20 protein-coding genes are annotated in these 18,549 nt (G+C 47.7%); 8 read left to right on the forward strand and 12 right to left on the reverse strand.

Translation table 11 applies throughout. The annotated features are described in order from the left end of the window. Window positions 1-162 precede the first annotated feature (162 nt). Entirely contained in the window at window positions 163-1,035 is an 873-nt protein-coding gene (locus QUB37_RS08650; protein ID WP_333160964.1) for a 6-carboxytetrahydropterin synthase, read from the reverse strand. Window positions 1,036-1,471: 436 nt separating this feature from the next. Here QUB37_RS08650 and QUB37_RS08655 point away from each other — a divergent pair, with 436 nt between their 5' ends. After that, window positions 1,472-2,971 (forward strand): cyclic nucleotide-binding domain-containing protein, encoded by a 1,500-nt coding sequence (locus tag QUB37_RS08655; protein WP_333160966.1) that lies wholly within the window; start codon window positions 1,472-1,474, stop codon window positions 2,969-2,971. Window positions 2,972-3,120: 149 nt separating this feature from the next. On the opposite strand, the gene QUB37_RS08660 is transcribed toward QUB37_RS08655, so the two are convergent. The 8 genes from QUB37_RS08660 to psbD form a co-directional block, all read right to left on the reverse strand. Next, window positions 3,121-3,801 (reverse strand): J domain-containing protein, encoded by a 681-nt coding sequence (locus tag QUB37_RS08660; RefSeq protein WP_333160968.1) that lies wholly within the window; start codon window positions 3,799-3,801, stop codon window positions 3,121-3,123. A 445-nt stretch (window positions 3,802-4,246) separates the two neighbouring features. Then, window positions 4,247-5,209 (reverse strand): cysteine synthase A, encoded by a 963-nt coding sequence (cysK, locus tag QUB37_RS08665; protein WP_333160970.1) that lies wholly within the window; start codon window positions 5,207-5,209, stop codon window positions 4,247-4,249. A gap of 58 nt (window positions 5,210-5,267) precedes the next feature. After that, on the reverse strand, window positions 5,268-5,708 hold the full coding sequence (locus QUB37_RS08670; protein WP_015176708.1) for an RrF2 family transcriptional regulator: 441 nt from the start codon (window positions 5,706-5,708) through the stop codon (window positions 5,268-5,270). Between the two features lie 393 nt (window positions 5,709-6,101). After that, window positions 6,102-8,372, reverse strand: coding sequence for an iron uptake porin (locus QUB37_RS08675; protein ID WP_333160973.1), 2,271 nt, complete (start codon window positions 8,370-8,372; stop codon window positions 6,102-6,104). Between the two features lie 293 nt (window positions 8,373-8,665). Continuing rightward, on the reverse strand, window positions 8,666-10,315 hold the full coding sequence (locus QUB37_RS08680; protein ID WP_333160975.1) for an HD domain-containing phosphohydrolase: 1,650 nt from the start codon (window positions 10,313-10,315) through the stop codon (window positions 8,666-8,668). Window positions 10,316-10,456: 141 nt separating this feature from the next. Beyond that, on the reverse strand, window positions 10,457-10,738 hold the full coding sequence (locus tag QUB37_RS08685) for a 4a-hydroxytetrahydrobiopterin dehydratase (protein ID WP_333160977.1): 282 nt from the start codon (window positions 10,736-10,738) through the stop codon (window positions 10,457-10,459). Between the two features lie 558 nt (window positions 10,739-11,296). Beyond that, window positions 11,297-11,449, reverse strand: a complete 153-nt coding sequence (locus tag QUB37_RS08690) for a hypothetical protein (protein ID WP_333160979.1) — start codon at window positions 11,447-11,449, stop codon at window positions 11,297-11,299. Window positions 11,450-11,639: 190 nt separating this feature from the next. Then, the gene (gene psbD / locus QUB37_RS08695) at window positions 11,640-12,698 is read right to left on the reverse strand and encodes a photosystem II D2 protein (photosystem q(a) protein) (protein WP_333055206.1); all 1,059 of its coding nucleotides are present in this window, start codon (window positions 12,696-12,698) and stop codon (window positions 11,640-11,642) included. Window positions 12,699-13,096: 398 nt separating this feature from the next. Here psbD and QUB37_RS08700 point away from each other — a divergent pair, with 398 nt between their 5' ends. The 4 genes from QUB37_RS08700 to QUB37_RS08715 are packed head-to-tail and all read left to right on the forward strand — an operon-like array spanning window position 13,097 to window position 14,683. Continuing rightward, the gene (locus QUB37_RS08700; RefSeq protein WP_190663726.1) at window positions 13,097-13,366 is read left to right on the forward strand and encodes a hypothetical protein; all 270 of its coding nucleotides are present in this window, start codon (window positions 13,097-13,099) and stop codon (window positions 13,364-13,366) included. 23 nt (window positions 13,367-13,389) lie between these two features. Beyond that, window positions 13,390-14,061: an energy-coupling factor ABC transporter ATP-binding protein gene (locus QUB37_RS08705; protein WP_281363590.1), complete on the forward strand. Its 672-nt coding sequence runs from the start codon at window positions 13,390-13,392 to the stop codon at window positions 14,059-14,061. 59 nt (window positions 14,062-14,120) lie between these two features. After that, the gene (locus QUB37_RS08710; RefSeq protein ID WP_333160981.1) at window positions 14,121-14,375 is read left to right on the forward strand and encodes a hypothetical protein; all 255 of its coding nucleotides are present in this window, start codon (window positions 14,121-14,123) and stop codon (window positions 14,373-14,375) included. After that, window positions 14,372-14,683, forward strand: a complete 312-nt coding sequence (locus QUB37_RS08715) for a type II toxin-antitoxin system RelE/ParE family toxin (RefSeq protein ID WP_333160983.1) — start codon at window positions 14,372-14,374, stop codon at window positions 14,681-14,683. The genes QUB37_RS08710 and QUB37_RS08715 overlap by 4 nt, the downstream gene beginning before the upstream one ends. 80 nt (window positions 14,684-14,763) lie before the next feature. Here QUB37_RS08715 and QUB37_RS08720 read toward each other — a convergent pair whose 3' ends face one another. Both QUB37_RS08720 and QUB37_RS08725 read right to left on the reverse strand, forming a co-directional pair. Next, complete coding sequence (locus QUB37_RS08720; protein ID WP_333161142.1) at window positions 14,764-15,552, reverse strand: DUF4058 family protein; 789 nt, start codon at window positions 15,550-15,552, stop codon at window positions 14,764-14,766. A 157-nt stretch (window positions 15,553-15,709) separates the two neighbouring features. Next, window positions 15,710-15,952, reverse strand: coding sequence for a hypothetical protein (locus QUB37_RS08725; RefSeq protein ID WP_333160985.1), 243 nt, complete (start codon window positions 15,950-15,952; stop codon window positions 15,710-15,712). Between the two features lie 127 nt (window positions 15,953-16,079). On the opposite strand from QUB37_RS08725, the gene QUB37_RS08730 reads away from it, so the two are divergent. From QUB37_RS08730 to QUB37_RS08740, 3 genes are read left to right on the forward strand one after another with little or no spacing between them, the layout of a single operon-like run. After that, window positions 16,080-16,292, forward strand: a complete 213-nt coding sequence (locus tag QUB37_RS08730) for a helix-turn-helix transcriptional regulator (RefSeq protein WP_333160987.1) — start codon at window positions 16,080-16,082, stop codon at window positions 16,290-16,292. A 20-nt stretch (window positions 16,293-16,312) separates the two neighbouring features. Continuing rightward, window positions 16,313-16,525, forward strand: coding sequence for a helix-turn-helix transcriptional regulator (locus QUB37_RS08735; protein ID WP_333160989.1), 213 nt, complete (start codon window positions 16,313-16,315; stop codon window positions 16,523-16,525). A gap of 20 nt (window positions 16,526-16,545) precedes the next feature. Further along, window positions 16,546-16,758: a helix-turn-helix transcriptional regulator gene (locus tag QUB37_RS08740; protein ID WP_333160991.1), complete on the forward strand. Its 213-nt coding sequence runs from the start codon at window positions 16,546-16,548 to the stop codon at window positions 16,756-16,758. A gap of 184 nt (window positions 16,759-16,942) precedes the next feature. Here the strand turns inward: QUB37_RS08740 and QUB37_RS08745 are convergent, their stop codons facing one another. Further along, complete coding sequence (locus QUB37_RS08745; protein ID WP_333160993.1) at window positions 16,943-18,451, reverse strand: UbiD family decarboxylase; 1,509 nt, start codon at window positions 18,449-18,451, stop codon at window positions 16,943-16,945. Window positions 18,452-18,549 lie beyond the last annotated feature (98 nt).

Below are 18,549 nucleotides of genomic sequence, written 5' to 3' on the forward strand. Positions count from 1 at the left end.
GGAAAAGTGCCAATAATTCTGGCTGTGGAACTTTTGTCCAAAAATATATTCTCGCGCCTAATCCGGTTGAATAACCCTCGAAATCATCGGGGCGGGTTTACCAATCTGCACAATTAGCCCAATATCCCGGTGAACCCGCCCCAACAGACCCAATTTTTAGCTTTAAACCCTAGCTACAATTGCTTCTGGCTGCTGACGTTCAGCCGCCACTTCCTCTAAATCAGCGCCGTAAATTTCACAGCTATTATTCGGACTTTCAATCAGCTTAATCTTGTGCAACTGGGCGCCCAATTCCCGAACGGGCGATCGCAATAATTGCCCGATCCGAACTGCAATATTCTCTGCCGTCGGCACAACGTTCTCAAAATAAGCTATATCCTTATTTAAAAAAGTGTGATCGAACGGTTCAACAACATAATCGTCAACGGCTTTTTGTAAAGCTCCCAAATCAGCAATCATGCCAGTCCGCGCATCAATTTCCCCTTTAACAGTCACCTCTAAATGATAGTTGTGACCGTGACCGTTGGGACGAGCACATTTGCCGTAAATTTCCGAGTTTTCTTCAAAGCTCAAATCGGGACGAGCCAACCGATGAGCCGCGCTAAAATGAGTGGACAAAGTTAAATAAGCTTCCATTCCGTTTCCTAAATATTCAGCCCAAAGTTCGGGATGTTCAAACAATTGAATTTTGCTCACAGGCAAATGAGGCGCTAGGCGCAGCCAAATTTGCCGTGCTATGTTTTCAGTAGTTGGCAGAGTCTGCTCAAATTCCGGCCACGCTTCGTTGAGAAAGGAAAAATCGAGATCCTTGGTAACTTCCCGTTTGATGACGTGCTTGACATCAGACAGGTTGAGCACCATGCCGTACTCGTCGAGTTCGCCTATCATGGAAACGAAAAGGACGTAATTGTGTCCGTGTCCCGGTGCGCGGGCAGTTGGGCCAAACCGCTCAAAGTTCTCGGCTTCGCTCAACTCCGGCAGCCAGTACCGGTGACTCGCCGAAAACTGTGCCCGACGATTGATGATGCACTGCATAAAAGTCAAGTAGGGTAAGCTTGTTAAGTTCTGTAAAGGACTCGCTTCTTAAGGATAAACTAATTTTTGCTGGAATTTTTCGATTATTTGAGGGTGCTGTAAATGAATTTCTATCAATTTTCCAAATATTGGCAACAAGTCGCTCGATCGAGCCGCCGAACCTATTTTACGCCACAACACAGATATCCGGCAGAAAATACCGCTACAAAACAGTTTCTCGCCATCTGTTACTAACCCATCAGTTACGAGTCTTTGAGAGAGTGGGTGAAGCTGAGCTATTCCGTTCGCGAAGCGTTCCCCAAGGGTAGGGAATCGACCTTTTTGCCACACAGGGCACTCCACAGTTCGAGTTTTTCGCCTAAGCTCTGCAATAGTTAACAGTTTGCGGTTCAGTTGCGCTCAAAACTAATCACCCATTACCCATTACCAAATATTAATGAATAGGATTACTGCACGAGCCGATCACTTTTTTGAAAATTGGTCGGGTGCGATGACAACCCCCCTCTTCTATATCGGGGACGCTCATCTGTCCATTAGTGCGATCGTTAAACTGATAATTTTAGCTATATTTGCCTTGATTATAGCTAAGATTATTAGTGAAGGAATCAAGCGCAGCTTGCTAGTTCGGATGGGATTAGATCGTGGCAGTCGAGAAGCAATTTCCACCATCATTAGCTATATCTTAGCAACTCTTGGCTGTATATTCGTCCTGCAAAGTGCCGGCATCAACCTCACTTCTCTCACCGTCTTAGCTGGCGTTGTCGGCATTGGTTTCGGCTTCGGCTTGCAAAATCTCGCCAGCAACTTTATCAGCGGTCTCACCCTGCTATTTGAAAACCAAATTAGAGTCGGAGACTTTATTGAAATAGACAATTTATTAGGAACAGTTGAAACGATTTCTATTCGTTCCACAGTTATTAAAACAATTGACGGATTATTTGTAATAATACCAAATATTAAGTTTGTCGAAACTAACATTATTAACTGGAGTTACAGAGACGCCCGATGTCGCCTCCACATCCCCGTCGGCGTTGCTTACGGCTCTGACCCAGTAATAGTTACGGAAGCGCTGCTAATTGCGGCGCGGATGGAATCAAATGTCTTATCCCACCCTTCTCCTAAAGTAGGGTTTCACGGTTTTGGAGATAACGCTTTAAATTTTGAGCTTTTAGTTTGGATTGATAAGCCGCAGGAAAGCGATGCTATTAAAAGCACGGTCAATTTTTTAATTGATTACGAATTGCGTCACCGAAAGATAGAAATTCCCTTTCCCCAGCGGGATTTGTGGCTGCGAAACCCGCAAGAGTTAACTAAACATTTTCACCAGAACAAAGACGATAATTCCAACGGCAAACTTTTTCCACATAATCCCAAACATTCAGCCGAGTTGAAATCTAATTCCCCCGTTTCAGAACCTAAAAATCCAGGATCTAAATCCCCTAATAATTGGACGCTGCGAGATTTGTTGCGGCGAGTAACTTATTTTGAACAGTGTACGGATTTAGAACTGCGACAGTTAATTGAATACGGCTACCGACAACTGTTTCCAGCGGGACAGATTATATGTAAAGAAAATGATCCTGGCGATTCTTTTTATATTATTCTTTCGGGTGCTGTAGAAGTTCTTTCTCAAAAAGCTGGTCAGTATATTGCTACGCTTCATGAGGGCGAGTTTTTTGGGGAAATATCTTTGCTGTTGGGTACTCCGAGAACGGCGACTGTAAAAACTAGCGAAGATGCAATTTTGTTTGTGGTGGAACGTCACGATTTGCAAAAACTTTTAAGAGAACAACCCAATTTAGCCGATCAGATTGCTCAAAAATTGTCGGAACGCCAGCAAGCTTTGAGAGATTTGGGATTGTTAGATGGCGACTCTCTGGGACAAACTCCTTTTATTAAAATTCGCAAGCGCATTCAAGTTCTTTTTGGAATTTGAAAGAAGGAAGTTCGGCAACGCGCAGTGTAGGGGATTTAACGGATTTAACGGATGAATGCTGAGGAAATTGGGAATTGGGAATTGGGAATTGGGAATTGGGCAATTCTCCCACTCTCCCACTCTCCCACTCTCCCACTCTCCTTGACTACCTAACTTTTAATTTTTAATTCATTCTGTGCTTCCCGCCGCAGTCTAGCGGCAATTCTAAACAGTTCTTGACCGGTGTGCAAGTGGCGATCGTCATAATTGAGGGTAAATAAATACAATTCTTCTATGCCGTCTCCGACTTGATTGATACAGTAGTAGAGATGGGCCGCAACTCCGGCTACATTAGATGGATTGGGCATTGAGGTAAGAAAGTTATGAGCTTTTTTGAGGAACTCGCGGCTGGTTTCGATATAAAGTTGAAACTTTTCTATCAGTTCGTCATCAAACGGATCTGCTGACAATTCGTCTATTTCTTTTTTAAGCGGCTTCAAGATGCTGTTGAGCATTCTATTGACGGGTTTGTATACTTTAATCAGCCACTGTTCCATTTGTTCGTCAGCGTCCCGTGCTGTTTGTGTTTGCTGGCGGCTGACGTTTGGTGCGGCTGGTGATTGCTGTTCGGTTTGCTCGGAAAATTGGCGATCGTAAGATTGTCTGTGCTGGGCGTCTCCTAATATTTCATAGGCTGCATTGAGGCGGACAATTTCTTCGTGACCCGCTGTGTCGCTGCGGCTGTCTGGATGAAATAATTTGACTAAACGGCGGTATGCTTGTTTAATCTCGGCTTGTGTTGCGGTTGGGCTAATTTTTAGGGTTTTGTAGTGATTGGTAACGGAAGACACGCTGTTATTTCCTTGAAATCTGGATAATTTGCGACAAAGTGCTTGACAAAAATATCATTATTTGCTAATTTATTAGGTATTTATCTGATATAAATGTCAAAAAGTGTAAGTTAAAAACGTCAGTTTTCAAATTATCATAAATCTATTTTAGAAAAAGATTGATGCTTTTGAAGTGGCAAGCCGATCGACATTGAGGACTCCTAGAGCGCTCCTCCCGCCAACAGTTAGCTCCTTCTTTTCTTTTCTCTTCGTTCGCTACAAGAGCACTCAGCGCCCCCTTCGTTAACGTGCCCAAAGCGGTTCAAAAAAAAGCGTATTCAGAAATTCGGCATCATTCGCCATCGAGGGAGCTACAACCTATCACAATCCTTTAAACTCAAAAGCCAAGCAGGGCGTACACTGTACGCCCTGCTCTCATTTTCTGCTACTTGGGTCGGAGGCTAGCCTAGTTGAGGGCCATCGCCATATTGAGTTCTGGATCTTGGAACAAGGGAGTGCTCAGATAGCGTTCGCCGAAGCTAGGCTGAATCATTACAATCAATTTCCCTGCATTTTCGGGGCGCTTGCCGACTTTCACAGCCGCACATAGTGCCGCACCACTGGAAATACCGGACAACAGTCCTTCTTCTCTGGCCAAGCGGCGGCTGTAGGCGATCGACTCGTCATCCGTAACAACTATAATTTCGTCGATCGAATCGACATTCAGCACCGGCGGCACAAAACCAGCACCGATACCTTGAATTTTGTGAGGCCCAGGCTTTCCGCCCGACAGTACCTGACTATTGGCGGGCTCAACGGCGATCGCCTTAAACTCTGGTTTCCGCGACTTAATCACCTCTGCCACACCCGTAATCGTACCGCCGGTGCCGACTCCCGAAATCAGGAAATCCACTTCGCCGTCTGTATCTTCCCAAATTTCCTCAGCCGTTGTCGAACGGTGAACCTGGGGGTTCGCTGGATTCCGAAACTGCTGCAACATATACGCATTGGGAGTTTTGTCCACAATCTCTTGAGCGCGGCGGATGCAGCCACTCATGCCCTCAATTCCGGGAGTCAGTTCTAGTTGGGCCCCGTAAGCTCGCAGCATCGATCGGCGTTCCGTGCTCATCGTATCCGGCATGGTCAAAATCAACTGGTAGCCCTTAGCCGCCGCCACCATTGCCAGAGCAATTCCGGTATTGCCAGAAGTCGGTTCAACTAAAACCGTTTTGCCTGGAGTAATCAGCCCTTCTGCCTCGGCTTGATTGATCATACTGACACCGATGCGGTCTTTCACCGATGCTGCCGGATTCATGCCTTCAAGTTTTACCACAATCCGAGCCAAGCAGCCTTCGGCTTGGGGAATGCGGTTGAGTTGCACCAGAGGCGTCCGCCCTACCAATTCTGTAATGTCGCCAGCAATACGCATAATCTTTGTCAGTTTGTGGTTGAAAGTAAATGTTAATTCCTAGTTGGCAATATTTTAACTAGATGTAATACATGATATCGAGCTGCCGTCTGCCATTGCGCTTTTCGCACAGATCCTGTAGCGTATATTTTTGCAAAACTGAGTTGGCAATCGATCGAGCTTCTTGCCAAACTTCCCAAATCACCGCACTTTCTACAGTTTGAGCAGGCGAGTCTTTTTCAGAGCGATCGAACTCTGAGCCTTCGAGACAGTTGATAATTTCTAGGAGTGTAATTTTCCAGGGTTCCCTCGCCAAGATATAACCTCCCTTAGCTCCTCGCTGGCTGCGAATCAGCCCGCAGCGTCTCATCGTAGCCAGCAACTGCTCTAAATATCGATCGGGAATATTTTGCTGAGCCGCTATCTGGCGAATTTGCAGAGGCTCGCCTTCATCGTAGCAATCGGCAAGCTCCAGCAAAGCTAAGATTGCGTATTCGCTTTTACAGGAGAGTTCTACCATAATTGCTTCCAATACCAGAATTATCAACTCCGAAGTCAGATGTTAAAATTCTCCTCAATGTTGAGTTCCCAATTCTAACTCCTAACTTTACCTTTTATTATACCCCGGTTTTCCACTGAACTTAATCGACTTTCATCACTTCATCCTTGGAACGATCGGCAATCTGAACCCAACCAACCCAGTTTCTCGTTTCGACTCCCTCCCCTTCCACCACAGCCTGATCTCAAGAAATTGGTTGTCTGCCTTTATGACTGATAATTTTTAATTTTTAATATATTCTTGACGCCCCCTTCGTCCCGCAAACAAAAAAGCCCTGCGCTCGGCAGGGCTAAACTTGGCCTTTAGAGTGGCCAGCAGAGAGGGTATAACCTCCCTGCCTCCTCTAACCCGCTCTTAGAAAGTGAAAGTAGTTCTCAGAGTACCAATGATGATGTCATCATTACGGTCATCTTGATTAGGATTTGTCACCCAAATCACGCCCGGAGTAACAGAAATGTTGTCCGAGAGCTGAAACTTGTAGAACCCTTCAACGTGATACGAATCATCGTTGCGGAAGCTCCGCAAACTGCTTGCAGCTTCAAGTTTATCCAAGTAAGGCTCACGACCTACCACGAGCCCTAGCAAGTTGCCTTCTTTCCCTAAATCGGGCAAAGCCAAGGTAACAGCGTAGTTCCAGATTCTCGCATCGCCGATGCCGAGAATGCGGGCATTGGTTAAACCAGCCCAGCCGCCAAGGATAAATCTCGGGCTCAGTCGCAACGAAGCCTGAGCCCCGTAGGAGTTGGTGACAACTTTGCGAGCATTGAAGCCATCAAAGCCTTCGCTCAAACCGTTGAGAGAATTAGCCACGCCGGTACCTGTGAAACCGCCGAGGTTGTCGATTCCATTTCCCAAACCGTTGTCAAAGCCAAAGTTACCTCGATTAAAGTAACCGTGGTTATAGTTGAAAGCAACTTGCAAGTTGCGTCCAGGAGTAAAAGTCAACTGACCCATCGCCGCGTAGTCGCCGTTCAACAAGCCAGCACCCTTAACCGGACTGGCTGCATTTGACGCCAAATAACCAAATGACAGAGAAGTTGGGCCGAACACGCCGCCCAGTAAGCCCCTGCCGCCGAAGGCATAGTCAAAGCCGATACCTGCACCACCGCCCAAGCGGTAGATTGGGTTGCGCTGTCCAAAGGCGCTCAGTGATCCGTTACCACCGTCAAAGTCTTCAAAATAAGGGTTGACAGTCGGCATAATGTCGTCCCAAACGCCAGCGTTGGCTATCAGGCTAACGTTCAGTCGCTGACCGACGGGGAACTTGTATAGCAAGGTGTCGAGGGCAACAACGTTGTCGGTTCTGCCGACTACGTTCCAAGTTTGAGTGCCTTCGCTGGTAGCCCCAAGGTTGAATCTTTGACCGTTGCCGACTTGAAGCCTGGTCAGCAGCAAGTCTCTGCCGGTGAAGCTCGTATTTAAATTGAGACGCACCCGTTGTTGGAAGACAGTTTCGTTATTGTTGCTGCCGATTCTTTCGCCGTCTCTGCCAAAAACGCTAATGTCGCTACTAAAGTCGTCGCTGAGAGCGAAAATAGCTTCCCCAGTCAGCTTGGTAGTGGTGGAGAATTGGTTGGCTTCGAGTTCGGATGTCCGAGCTTCCAGAGCATCGACGCGACCGCGCAGGGTTGCCAGTTCCGCTGCAAATTCTTCTTGGAGCCGTTGGAGGGCTGCCAAGTCATCTCTCGTAGCGAAGTTGCCCGTGCCGCCTCTAATTAGCTCGCTCACCTTGTCTAAGCAAGCATTTAAACCGGCTGCAAATTCGTAGCGAGTCATTGCCCGGTTGCCACGGAAGGTGCCGTCAGGATAACCAGCAATACAGCCGTAGCGCTCGACTAGGGATTGCAATGCTTGGAAGGCCCAGTCTGTAGGCCGCACGTCGGAAAGTTGGGAAACAGAGGTGACTTGACCTTGAGTTTCGCCGCCGGCAGCACCTTCGCTGCTGTACTCGTTGAGCTGTTCTAATGTGGCGGCTGGGTTTTGCTCTTGTGGTGTGGCAGTTTGAGCTAAAGATTCAGCCGGTTGTGGCAAACTTTGTTCGATCGACTCTGCCACTGCCGGGGCTGGAGTTTCTAATTGAACTGCACCGATTTGCTCTGGGAGAGCGGTAGCTGCCGGGGCTGGAATTTCTAGTTGCGCTGCAGGGGCCGAATTTTCTACTGGTTGAGCAACTGTTGGCTCAACTGCAGCTAAAGATTCACTTGTAGGTTGTGATGCCGCTTGGGGCACTGCCTCAGCAGGGGCTGTGTTGGCTCCGACGATCGCACTTTCAGTTGCAGCCGTGGCCAAATCTGCCATCGCTGCCGGAGTTTCGCTGCCAGCGACTTGGGAAATTTCTTCTACTGGCTCGGAGGCGGCAGTTGTTTCGGAAACAGCAGCTAAAGCATTTAGTTTCGCTTCTGAGGTTTCAGCGGTTTCAGCTTTGGCGGCAGTTGTTTCGGAAACAGCAGCTAAAGCATTTAGTTTCGCTTCTGAGGTTTCAGCGGTTTCAGCTTTGGCTGCCGCTGGCTGGAGCGCATCAGCAGCCTGCTGAGCGTCTGCTGCCATCGCGCTCGAAGAAACTACTAGGGTAGCTCCTAAGACTGCTGGGCTGATTAATAGGTAACTCCACAAAAATTTCGACATATTCACTCTCATCCTCACACCGATTACAGAGAAACTTTTCTAGTCTTCTATGTGGTCAGTTGTTGCTCAACTAGCATACTCTAAAAAGAGACCTAAAATTCACTTTTTCTTTTGATTCTTTCGGGCTGACCGAGTATATAGATGTGACTGACGGCTGCATAGAGCCTGTTTTTTAACCTCTACTCAACTGCGTCAAAACCATACCAGGACTGGGTTGGGGATTGATTTGACGGCTGACACTAGATAGCACCTGATCGCCTTATTTACTTTTTAGCACAGCACGACCGACTCGTCTAGGCTGATTCGACTTTAACATCCAAGTTGTGTCCGAGGACGCTAAAGACTTGGCGATGATCGAACAGTTCTAACAAATCAGCGTTTATTTTATTGTGAGCTGCTTCTTGTCGCAAAATTTTCATCGCTGCCTCTGTCCGCAGAGCTCGCTTGTAGGGGCGATCGCCTGCTGTCAGGGCGTCGTAGATATCGGCGATCGTCATCAATTGCGCTTGAATTGGAATTTCTGACTTGTTTAAACCTCGCGGATAGCCTGTACCGTCGAGTTTTTCGTGATGTCCGTAGGCAATGTCTGGAACATTTTTTAAATCCTTTGTCCAAGGAATTTGTTTGAGAAACTCGTAAGTGTGAATTACATGAGATTCTATTTCCGATCGTTCTTCCGGCGTCAGGTTGCCCCTCGACACCATCAATTGCACGATCTCGTCTGAGTTCAGCAGGGGTTTCCTTGCCCCATCTATATCTCTATAAGTTTGTCGAGCAATCTCTTGCAGTTGAGCTAGGGGTTCTGCTGCCAAAATGTGAGGCTCGTTTGCCTCTAGCAGCACTTCCCAGTATTCTGCTAATCTGGTTTTCGCTTCTGCTAGCTTAGTGTCTAGCTGTTCGATGTCCTGGCAGTGAGCGCACTCTGGCTCCTGGCTCGGGTGTTTTCGGTAGGCAGAATGCTCCAGCAAGTATTTATACTTAGACTGGACGCATTCCATTTCCATCGTCCGCAGAGCTAAGCCAAAGCGGTGGCGAATGATTTCTAGCTGTGCGGGGTAAAGCTTTTTCTGTTTGGTCAAAACTGCTTCGGGCACTCCTATTTTGCCAAAATCGTGCAGCAGGGCGGCGTAGCGAAGTTCTTGAATTTGGCGGTTGTTAAAGTAAATAGAGCGCAGCCGTCCGCTGGTGACAGTGTTTACTTCTTCTGACAGGCGTACTGTGAGGGCTGCTACTCGTTCTGAATGGCCGTAGGTACAGGGGTCTCTGGCTTCTATGACTTGCACCGAGGCTTTGACGAAGCCCTCGAACAAATTTTCTATGCTGTCTTGGAGTTGATTGCGCTCGATCGAGATTGCTGCTTGAGAAGCGAGCGATCGAACTATCCTTTCTTCCCACTCCGAATACTGCTGCGTCGATTCCCAGGCATTGTCTGCTGTCAGCACCGTATCTGCCTTTGTTTTCCGGTTGATCAGTTGCAGTACACCTATTGTCTCTCCCTGTCGGTTTTGCATCGGCAGTACCATTACCGAGCAAGTGCGGTAATCAATATCCCTGTCAAAACTGGTATCTAGCCGATAGGGTACGCCGACGGGTAAGTCGTAGGCATCAGACAGGTTCAAACTTTGACCTGTAATTGCCACGTATCCCGCCAAGCTTTTGTCTGTCAGTGGCAGGGCAAACTCTTTAAACGACAGTCTCGGTTTAGAAGCGTTTTGGGCTACCTTGAACAGCAGCTTAGATTTTTCGTCGCTGTGATCTACTAAGTAAACGCTGCCAGCATCGCTGTATGTAATTTCCCTACTTTTGGATAAAATTAAGTTTAACAAGTCGCCCAAATCTTGGGCGCTCGACAGAGCCGCGCCAATATCTAAAAGCTTTTCTATCAGATCGGTTTTTTCGGCAGCAGACTCGTTCTTGAACTCTGGCTTTTCAAATACGATCATGGTCGGATGATGGGGAATAGCCTTTTATACATTGAACGTTTGGCCTCTCGACTTTTTAGCACCCGATTCTAATCCCAAGTCGATTTTTTATTTGCGAGCTTTTCTCTAGCGGGGACTCTTGTTGGGCCAGCGGGCACTCTTTTAATCTAGCGTAGAAATTTCTTGGGCTAGCGCAAAGTCTTTCTCAGTTAACCCTCCGGCATCGTGAGTTGTCAAGTTAAGTGTAACTTTGTTGTAGGAAATTTCTATATCGGGGTGATGTGCTGCGGCTTCTGAGGGGGCTACCAACTTATTGACAAAGGTGATCGCTTCGATAAAATCTTTAAATAAACGGGTACACCGCAGTTGTTTACCTTCAACCGTCCAGCCTGACAATTGACTGGCGCGCTCTTGAATTTCAGTATTGTTAATTAGCTCAGCCATAATTTTTTTTCTTTGGGATTAGGAATGGCAGATTAACTGCCAACGTGTAGAAACCCTGACCAAAAACTATCCGCTCTCACCAATAGCGTTTAGTCTCAAGTTTTAATACTCAAGATTTAACACTATTTGAGGTGAGAGCGGTCTAGCGGGTCTTCAGATTAGAACCTGACTGCCGGGAGAATCCCTAGCTCAGCCTGGTTCCCCGTGGAAGTCGTTTCCCGTTGGAGACGACGGCTGACTGCTAGTGAGCGGCCCCGGCGCACAGCCGGTAGTTTCCAATCTGATGACCCATGCGTTTACTACTTTCTATCATGGGCATCACCTCCAGATTTAGCTAAATGGCTTAATATTGGAACGCACATCACCTAAATACAAGATTTAAGGTGATGATTTGTGCGCTAGCCATTGCCAGCGTTACCAGAAGAACTTGCGTTCTGAGTATCATTCTAGTATTCACAATTATTAGAATAACACAAGGAATTAGAAGTGGGGGATGCAAATTGAGATTTTTGTAAGATGAGGGCAAATTACTGCTGCTGCAAGGTCTTTGATCGATCTCTACAGCAATCGGGCGATCGAAGTTTCAGCCATTTGCGGATATGTTCTCCAAAATCCGCGCTGTGTGGCTATCAGGTTCATTGCAACTCTGGCGGCTGGGAAAGGCAGATCGATTTCTTGCCAGATAGGAGAGTTCACGAGATATAAAGACACAAGTTTTTCTAGCTACAGGCAGAGTTGGTTTTTGTACAAAATCAACTTTTTTTAGGGCGCTAATTCGCTCAACTCCTGGAAACAAAAAGCTCCTGCCTGGTGGCGGGAGCTTTTTAAGCATTAAGGGTAAAGCCTAAACTGCTTTATCTTACCCTTTTAAAATGTTGGAAATTTTGATGTTTCGCGCTAATTACAGAGCGTTACCGCGAGGCAGAACTTCTTCAGGGAAGATGAAGTTTTCGTGGGGTTGGTCTGTCGGAGCCATCCAAGCACGAATGCCTTCGTTAAGCAGAATGTTCTTAGTGTAGAACGTTTCAAACTCAGGATCTTCAGCAGCGCGTAATTCTTGTGATACGAAGTCATAGGCGCGCAGGTTTAATGCTAAACCGACGATGCCAATGGAGCTCATCCACAAGCCTGTGACAGGTACGAACAGCATGAAGAAGTGCAACCAGCGTTTGTTGGAGAAGGCAATTCCGAAGATTTGCGACCAAAAACGGTTGGCTGTAACCATCGAGTAGGTTTCTTCAGACTGAGTTGGGTTGAAGGCGCGGAAGGTGTTTGAGCCTTCGCCGTCTTCAAACAAGGTGTTTTCTACGGTTGCACCGTGGATGGCGCACAACAGCGCACCGCCCAAGATGCCTGCAACGCCCATCATGTGGAACGGGTTGAGCGTCCAGTTGTGGAAGCCTTGCAGGAATAACAGGAAGCGGAAAATTGCTGCGACGCCGAAACTGGGGGCGAAGAACCAGCCTGATTGACCCAAGGGGTAAAGCAGGAACACCGACACAAACACGGCGATGGGGCCGGTGAATGCTAGGGCGTTGTAGGGACGGATGCCTACCAAACGGGCGATTTCAATCTGACGCAGGCAAAAGCCGATCAGTGCGAAGGCGCCGTGGAGGGCTACGAATGTCCACAAACCGCCGAGTTGGAACCAGCGGGTGAAGTCCCACTGTGCTTCGGGGCCCCACAGGAACAGCAGGGAGTGTCCGAGGCTGTTGGCTGGGGTGGAGACTGCTACGGTGAGGAAGTTGGCTCCTTCGAGGTAGGAGCTTGCCAAACCGTGGGTGTACCAGGATGTGACGAAGGTGGTGCCTGTTAACCAGCCACCGATGGCTAGGTAGGCGCAGGGGAATAGCAGGATGCCAGACCAGCCTACGAAGACGAAGCGATCGCGTTTGAGCCAGTCGTCGAGTACATCAAATATGCCTCTTTCGGTCTGGGCGCGTCCGACTGCGATTGTCATTACGCAAATCTCCAAATGGATATAATTACAGCGGATCTTTCTCTAGTCATTAGTCTCCAACCGTTGCCTCTGCTTAGCAGAAAACAAGTTGGATTATGAACAGAGTTTACTTTTCTTTACCGTATTGACGATTATAGAGGTAATTCTTTACAAGAGCAAGTTTTTCTTAAAAAACTTCCGGATCTTGACTTGTCCGAAGCCCCCGAAGTCCCCGAAGCCCTTGCCCTGCATTGGGGAGCTTCTAATATATAGGAGAGTTTGCGCTTTGCGTCAGAAGCCCGGTGGCTTGGTAGATATATCGGCCTCAACCTCTTATTTTTCTAAGAAACTGGGTTTCCGTGGGTAAGTCCTATATATATACTGAGGATAGAGCTCCAAACTTAGGTTTTTAAGACTATATGTTCAGCATTGACATCATTGTGAAAAATACGCCCGTCTCGCTGTCGGTGCAGCGGAAGTTGGAGGAGGACGCTGAGACTGTTTACCAGCAGGTACTGGCGGCGATTCGCAACTCCCAACCGCAAATTTTGGAACTCACCTGCGAGAAAAATCCTGAGAAAAAGGTGGCTGTACTCAGCAGCGAGATTTCTGGGGTGGTGGTTTCTCAGAAATCGGGGGCGTCATCTACAGGCAGATCCCCTGGCTTTGTCTCGATGACAGCAGAATGAGGGCTGGGGGTGTTGGTGCCGATATGAGCCAGTCAGCGGTTGCTGTGCGGGATTTGGGTTTTTGCTGGCCGTCGGGCGATCGAGTGTTGCAAGGTTGCTCTCTGGATGTACCCAAGGGCGAGTTTTGGATGCTTTTGGGCACTAACGGCAGTGGCAAATCTACGCTGCTGAGGCTGATGGCTGGGCTGCTGCACCCCCAGTCGGGGGAAATTGACCTGGGCGGGCGAGTGGGTTTTGTGTTCCAAAACCCCGACCACCAATTGGTTATGCCGACGGTGGGTGCGGATGTGGCTTTTGGTTTGGTGGAGGAAAAGCTTTCTAACGTTCAGGTGCGGGAGAGGGTGGCGGAGGCTTTGGAGGCTGTGAATTTGCTGGATTTGCAGCGGCGGCCGATTTATGCTTTGAGTGGGGGCCAGAAGCAGCGAATTGCCCTGGCTGGGGCGATCGCCCGTCACTGCGAAATTTTGCTGTTGGATGAACCGACGGCTTTGTTAGATCCTGATTCTCAGTTGGATTTGGTGGCGGCGGTGCAGCGGTTGGTGAAAAATCGCGGGATTACGGCTTTGTGGGTGACTCACCGTTTGGATGAGTTGAATTATTGTGATGGGGCTTTTTTGTTGGAAAAGGGCCAAGTTGTCGATCGCGGAGATCCGGCGCGTTTGAAGCAGCGGTTGATGCAAAGTCAAGATGTTTAGCTGTTAAGTAGCGGACGTAAAATAGCGGTAGAAGTCAAAGAGTCGCTAGGAGCAAAAAAATGACCGTTGAAGAAGCCATCATCGATAAGGTGCGGGTCTTGCCACCTGAAAAGCAACAAGAGGTGTTAGCGTTCATCGAGTTTTTGGATTCGGATGAGTGGGAGCATATCTATAAAGGGCGGTTTAAGGAACTCCAGCAAGAAGTGCAGATCGGAATTGCTGCGGCGGATCGAGGAGATGTCATCGATGCTGACGTGATGTTTCAAAGGTTGCGGGACAAACTACGACAGCAGCAAGCTCAGGTAGGTCAATGATCCATGTTTGCAAGTTCACAGTTCCCGCGAGTCCAGATATCGAAGCGATCATTGACTATGTGGCTGATAACAGCAGCTTTGATGCTGCGGAACGGTTGCTCAATAGAATTAACGATCGGTGCAAGAGGTTGGCAAGCTTTCCCAGTATGGGACAGAAGCGGGATGAACTGGCTCCCAAGGTGCGAAGTTTCCCGATCGATGATTACCTAATTTTCTATCGTGCTATTGAGGAAGGTATTGAAGTTTTGCGAGTCGTCAGCGGTTATCGAGATTTACGGGTTCTCTTCTCACAATCTGATGAGGATTGATCGTGTGAGTGAGTACCCATGAAGCATGGGAAGGTGAAGAGCTTCAACATCAGGTAGCAGCGTGCCAGCTTGATACCAAATTAATCTCGCAATCCCCGATCGCGCAACCAAGCATCTGCCCAAATTGTATCGGCCTCTGACAGCGCTGGTATCACTTCCCAGTTGCGGTAATCTATCTTCAGGTCATAACTTGCTATGTCGTAAATTTGAGTGAATAATTCCTGCAAATTGATTATAGGTTCGGTGTCCCCCGATCGCAGCGGCAGAGGAAAGGCAGGCAGCGGGTTCTGCACGTTAAAAGCGTACAAATCTGCTCTGGGACGGCGATTTCCCCGACACACCAAAACGCTATAGTGGCTTTCAATGTCATTGCCAATAACTGGCATTTTTTGACCGCGCCGCAATAAATCTATTTCAATTAAATGAGTGCGACTGGATAAAATTTCTTCTCGCTTTTCTTCGTACATTTGTCGTCCTTTTCCTGTGCGCTTATTGCTAGGCGAGAGGATTTCAATCAGGGTGATTAGTTCTTGGTTTCCTCTTTCTCTAATTTCTAAATAGCCTTCCCGAACCTGGTAGGGCATGGGAATGTTTACTGTCAAGGGTTGTGTTGGTGGCGCTGCAACGGCTACGTTTGATGTGATTAATTCGGTTGTAGTTCTTGGCTGAATTACGTTTACATCAGGAATGCCAATTGATAAATTGTCGTCAGCGGTTTCATACATTCTCACTTCTACAGACACTAAATACTTAGGACGTAATTGCGGAGATAATGATCTGGCAATTTCAATAATTAGCCAGTGGTGTAGGGCAGGCCAGAGTTCGGGATGCTCTAAATACGGGTCCATACCGGGGAAGGGAGATGGCATTGATGTGACTCCTTGACTCAAATCTATTTCTAGTTTAGTTGAATATTTGTGGAAGAGGCATCTTGCCTGTTTCTTGGGCGGGCAAGATGCCCACCCCACAACATATTTTAATGTTTGTGGAACCGGCATCTTACCTGTTGTTCACACTTTTCAACGCTTAAACTTCGATCGACAATTGCATCGGAATTGGAACGCTGTTTTCATTTAAGACAGACAGCGCATTCACGAAAACAATTGTATGCGGGACTGCGGGCATTAAGCGGCGCAGCGCATTTAGGTAAGATTCGGCATCGGGGCGACGGGCGAAACGGGTGACTGTTAACCGCTGACAGTTGGGGAGGTGGCGAATTATGCACCAAGGTTGAAGTCGATCGCGATAAGTCGGTTGTTTTGGTATCATAGGAAAATCCTTCCCACTTTTGTGGGTGGTGAATGAAAGGCGATCGCTCTAGATTTCTCAGGTCAGGGGGCGATCGCTGTTAACTATCTTTATTAAAAGATATGAGCATAGCTGCTGTCAAGCATAAATGGGATTAATTCGATTGCGAGTTCGAGAACTCGCTGAGGAGAAGGGTTGGACGCTCAAAGAAGTGTCTGACAGAACGGGAATTCCCTACAGCACGGTTAAAAAATACGCCCAAGCTCCTAAACTGGCAACGGTAGACTACACGGCTTTGCAGAAACTTGCTGCTGTCTTCGATTTGATGATCGAAGATTTGGTTGAGGTTTTGGAACGGTAAACTGATTTTTCAGCGGGAAAATGGGGTTAATTCGGTTGCGAGTTCGAGAACTAGCCCAAGAGAAAGGTTGGACTTTGAAAGAAGTTTCTGAGCGATCGGGCATTCCTTACAGTACCGTTAGAAGTTATGCCCATTCTCCCAAGCTGGCAACTGTAGATTATACGGCTTTGAACAAAATGGCTCGTGCTTTCGATATTGCGATCGAAGATTTAGTTGAGATTTTGGAAGAGTAGGCTGATTTATCGTTGGGAATATGGGACGAATTAGGCTGCGAGTTCGAGAATTTGCTCAAGAGAAGGGTTGGACTCTCAGGGAAGTCTCCAACAGAACGGGTATTCCATACACTACGATCGCCACCTATGCCAGTTCTCCAGGTATGGCAACTGTTGACTACACGGCTTTGGACAAGATGGCTCGTGCTTTTGAGATTGCGATCAAAGATTTAGTTGAGATTTTGGAACAATAAAGAAGAAATAATGCTCGCGAAGATTCAAAGAGAGTTTATTGTCTAAGGAAATAACAATGTTGTGTTTCTAGTATTTTACTCAAAAAAACCAGGACACAACATTGTTGTGTTTATACTGTATTGTCAGTAATTGAGGAATCGTATTTTACTCAAAAAAGCCAGGAGACAACCTTGTTGCACTTCCCTACTTCATCTCATATCCAAACAAATTCGGATCGACTTCTCCCAAATTCAAATCAGCCAAACCATACTCAGCCCAACGCCTTTCTACCATCGCCGCCACATCAGGATCGGACTCCAAAACTTCACCCCATTCGTGATCGGTTTCCGGCGGCATCTTCGTAGTAGCATCAATCCCCATTCTGCCTCCCAAACCAATCTTTTCACTGGCAAAATCTAACGTATCAAAAGGCGTATTCGGCAGAATAAATACATCCCGAACTGGATCGACTTTAGAACTAATTGCCCAAACTACTTGACGCGGGTCGCGAATGTTGATACTTTTATCGACAACAATCACAAACTTAGTGTAAGTAAACTGCGGTAATGCACTCCAAAATGCTAAAGCAGCCCTGCGCGCTTGACCGGGATATGCTTTATCGATCGAGATAATTGCCGCTTTATAACTTAGCGCTTCCATCGGTAAGAAGAAATCGACAATTTCCGATACTTGCTGCCGCAAAATAGGGGTATAAATACGGTTAAGCGCGATCGCCATCATTGCTTCTTCTTTCGGCGGCCGCCCGCTAAATGTGGTCAGATAAATCGGGTCTTTGCGGTGCGTCATGCAGTGGAACCGCACCAACGGCGAATCTTCCACGCCGCCGTAATAACCCATGTGATCGCCGAAGGGCCCGTCGGGCAGAACTTCCCCCGGCGTAATCGTTCCTTCTAACACGATTTCCGAGTCCGCCGGTACTTCCAAATCTACCGTTTTGCACTTCGCCAATTGGACGCCGGAACCGCCGTAAAGTCCGGCAAATAACCATTCCGATAAATCTACAGGAATTGGCGTTGCTGCGGCGAGAATAATCAGCGGGTCAACTCCCAGGGCGATCGCAACTTCCAACTTTTTACCAGCCTGCGCCGCTTTCCGCAAGTGCCGCGCCCCGCCCCGCACCGATAACCAGTGTACAGTCATCGTGTTTTTTGACTGCAACTGCAACCGATAAACCCCCACATTCGGCGTGCCCGTTTCGCAATCTTTGGTAATTACCAAACCCAGGGTGATAATTTTGCCCGCATCTCCCGGATAAGGGCGAATCATCGGGATTTTGTTCAAATCCAGCCCTTCTCCCTCAAGTACCACTTGCTGACAAGCTGGGAAAAAGTCGCGGCCGGGTTTTGCTTTCACTACGTCGAACAGCACTTTGCCGAATTCTATCGCTTGGGAAATCTTTTTCGGCGGTTTTGGCTGTTGCAGCATTCCCAGTTTTTTGCCGAGCTCTTCTAGTTCGATCGGCTTTTCCATGTTCATCGCCCAGCAAACGCGCTCTTCCGTACCCAACAGGTTGATTGCGACGGGGAATTCGGCCCCTTTGACGTTTTCAAACAGCAGTCCAGGGCCGCCTTTTTGCAGCATTTGGTTGGAAATTTCGGCAATTTCGAGGTCGGAATCGACTAAAGCGCTAATCCGGCGCAGTTGTCCCCGTTCTTCGAGCAGTTTTAGGAATCCCCGCAAGTCTCTAGCCATTTTTTTTAAGAATTGTTAACGTTCTTTTGTTATTATGAGCCGATCGACTGCCACAAGTTACTCCTGAACCGCTTAAAAGATACGTATTTAACGAACCG

The sequence above is a fragment of the Microcoleus sp. AT3-A2 genome (assembly GCF_036705685.1).
Taxonomy (GTDB): Bacteria; Cyanobacteriota; Cyanobacteriia; order Cyanobacteriales; family Microcoleaceae; genus Microcoleus.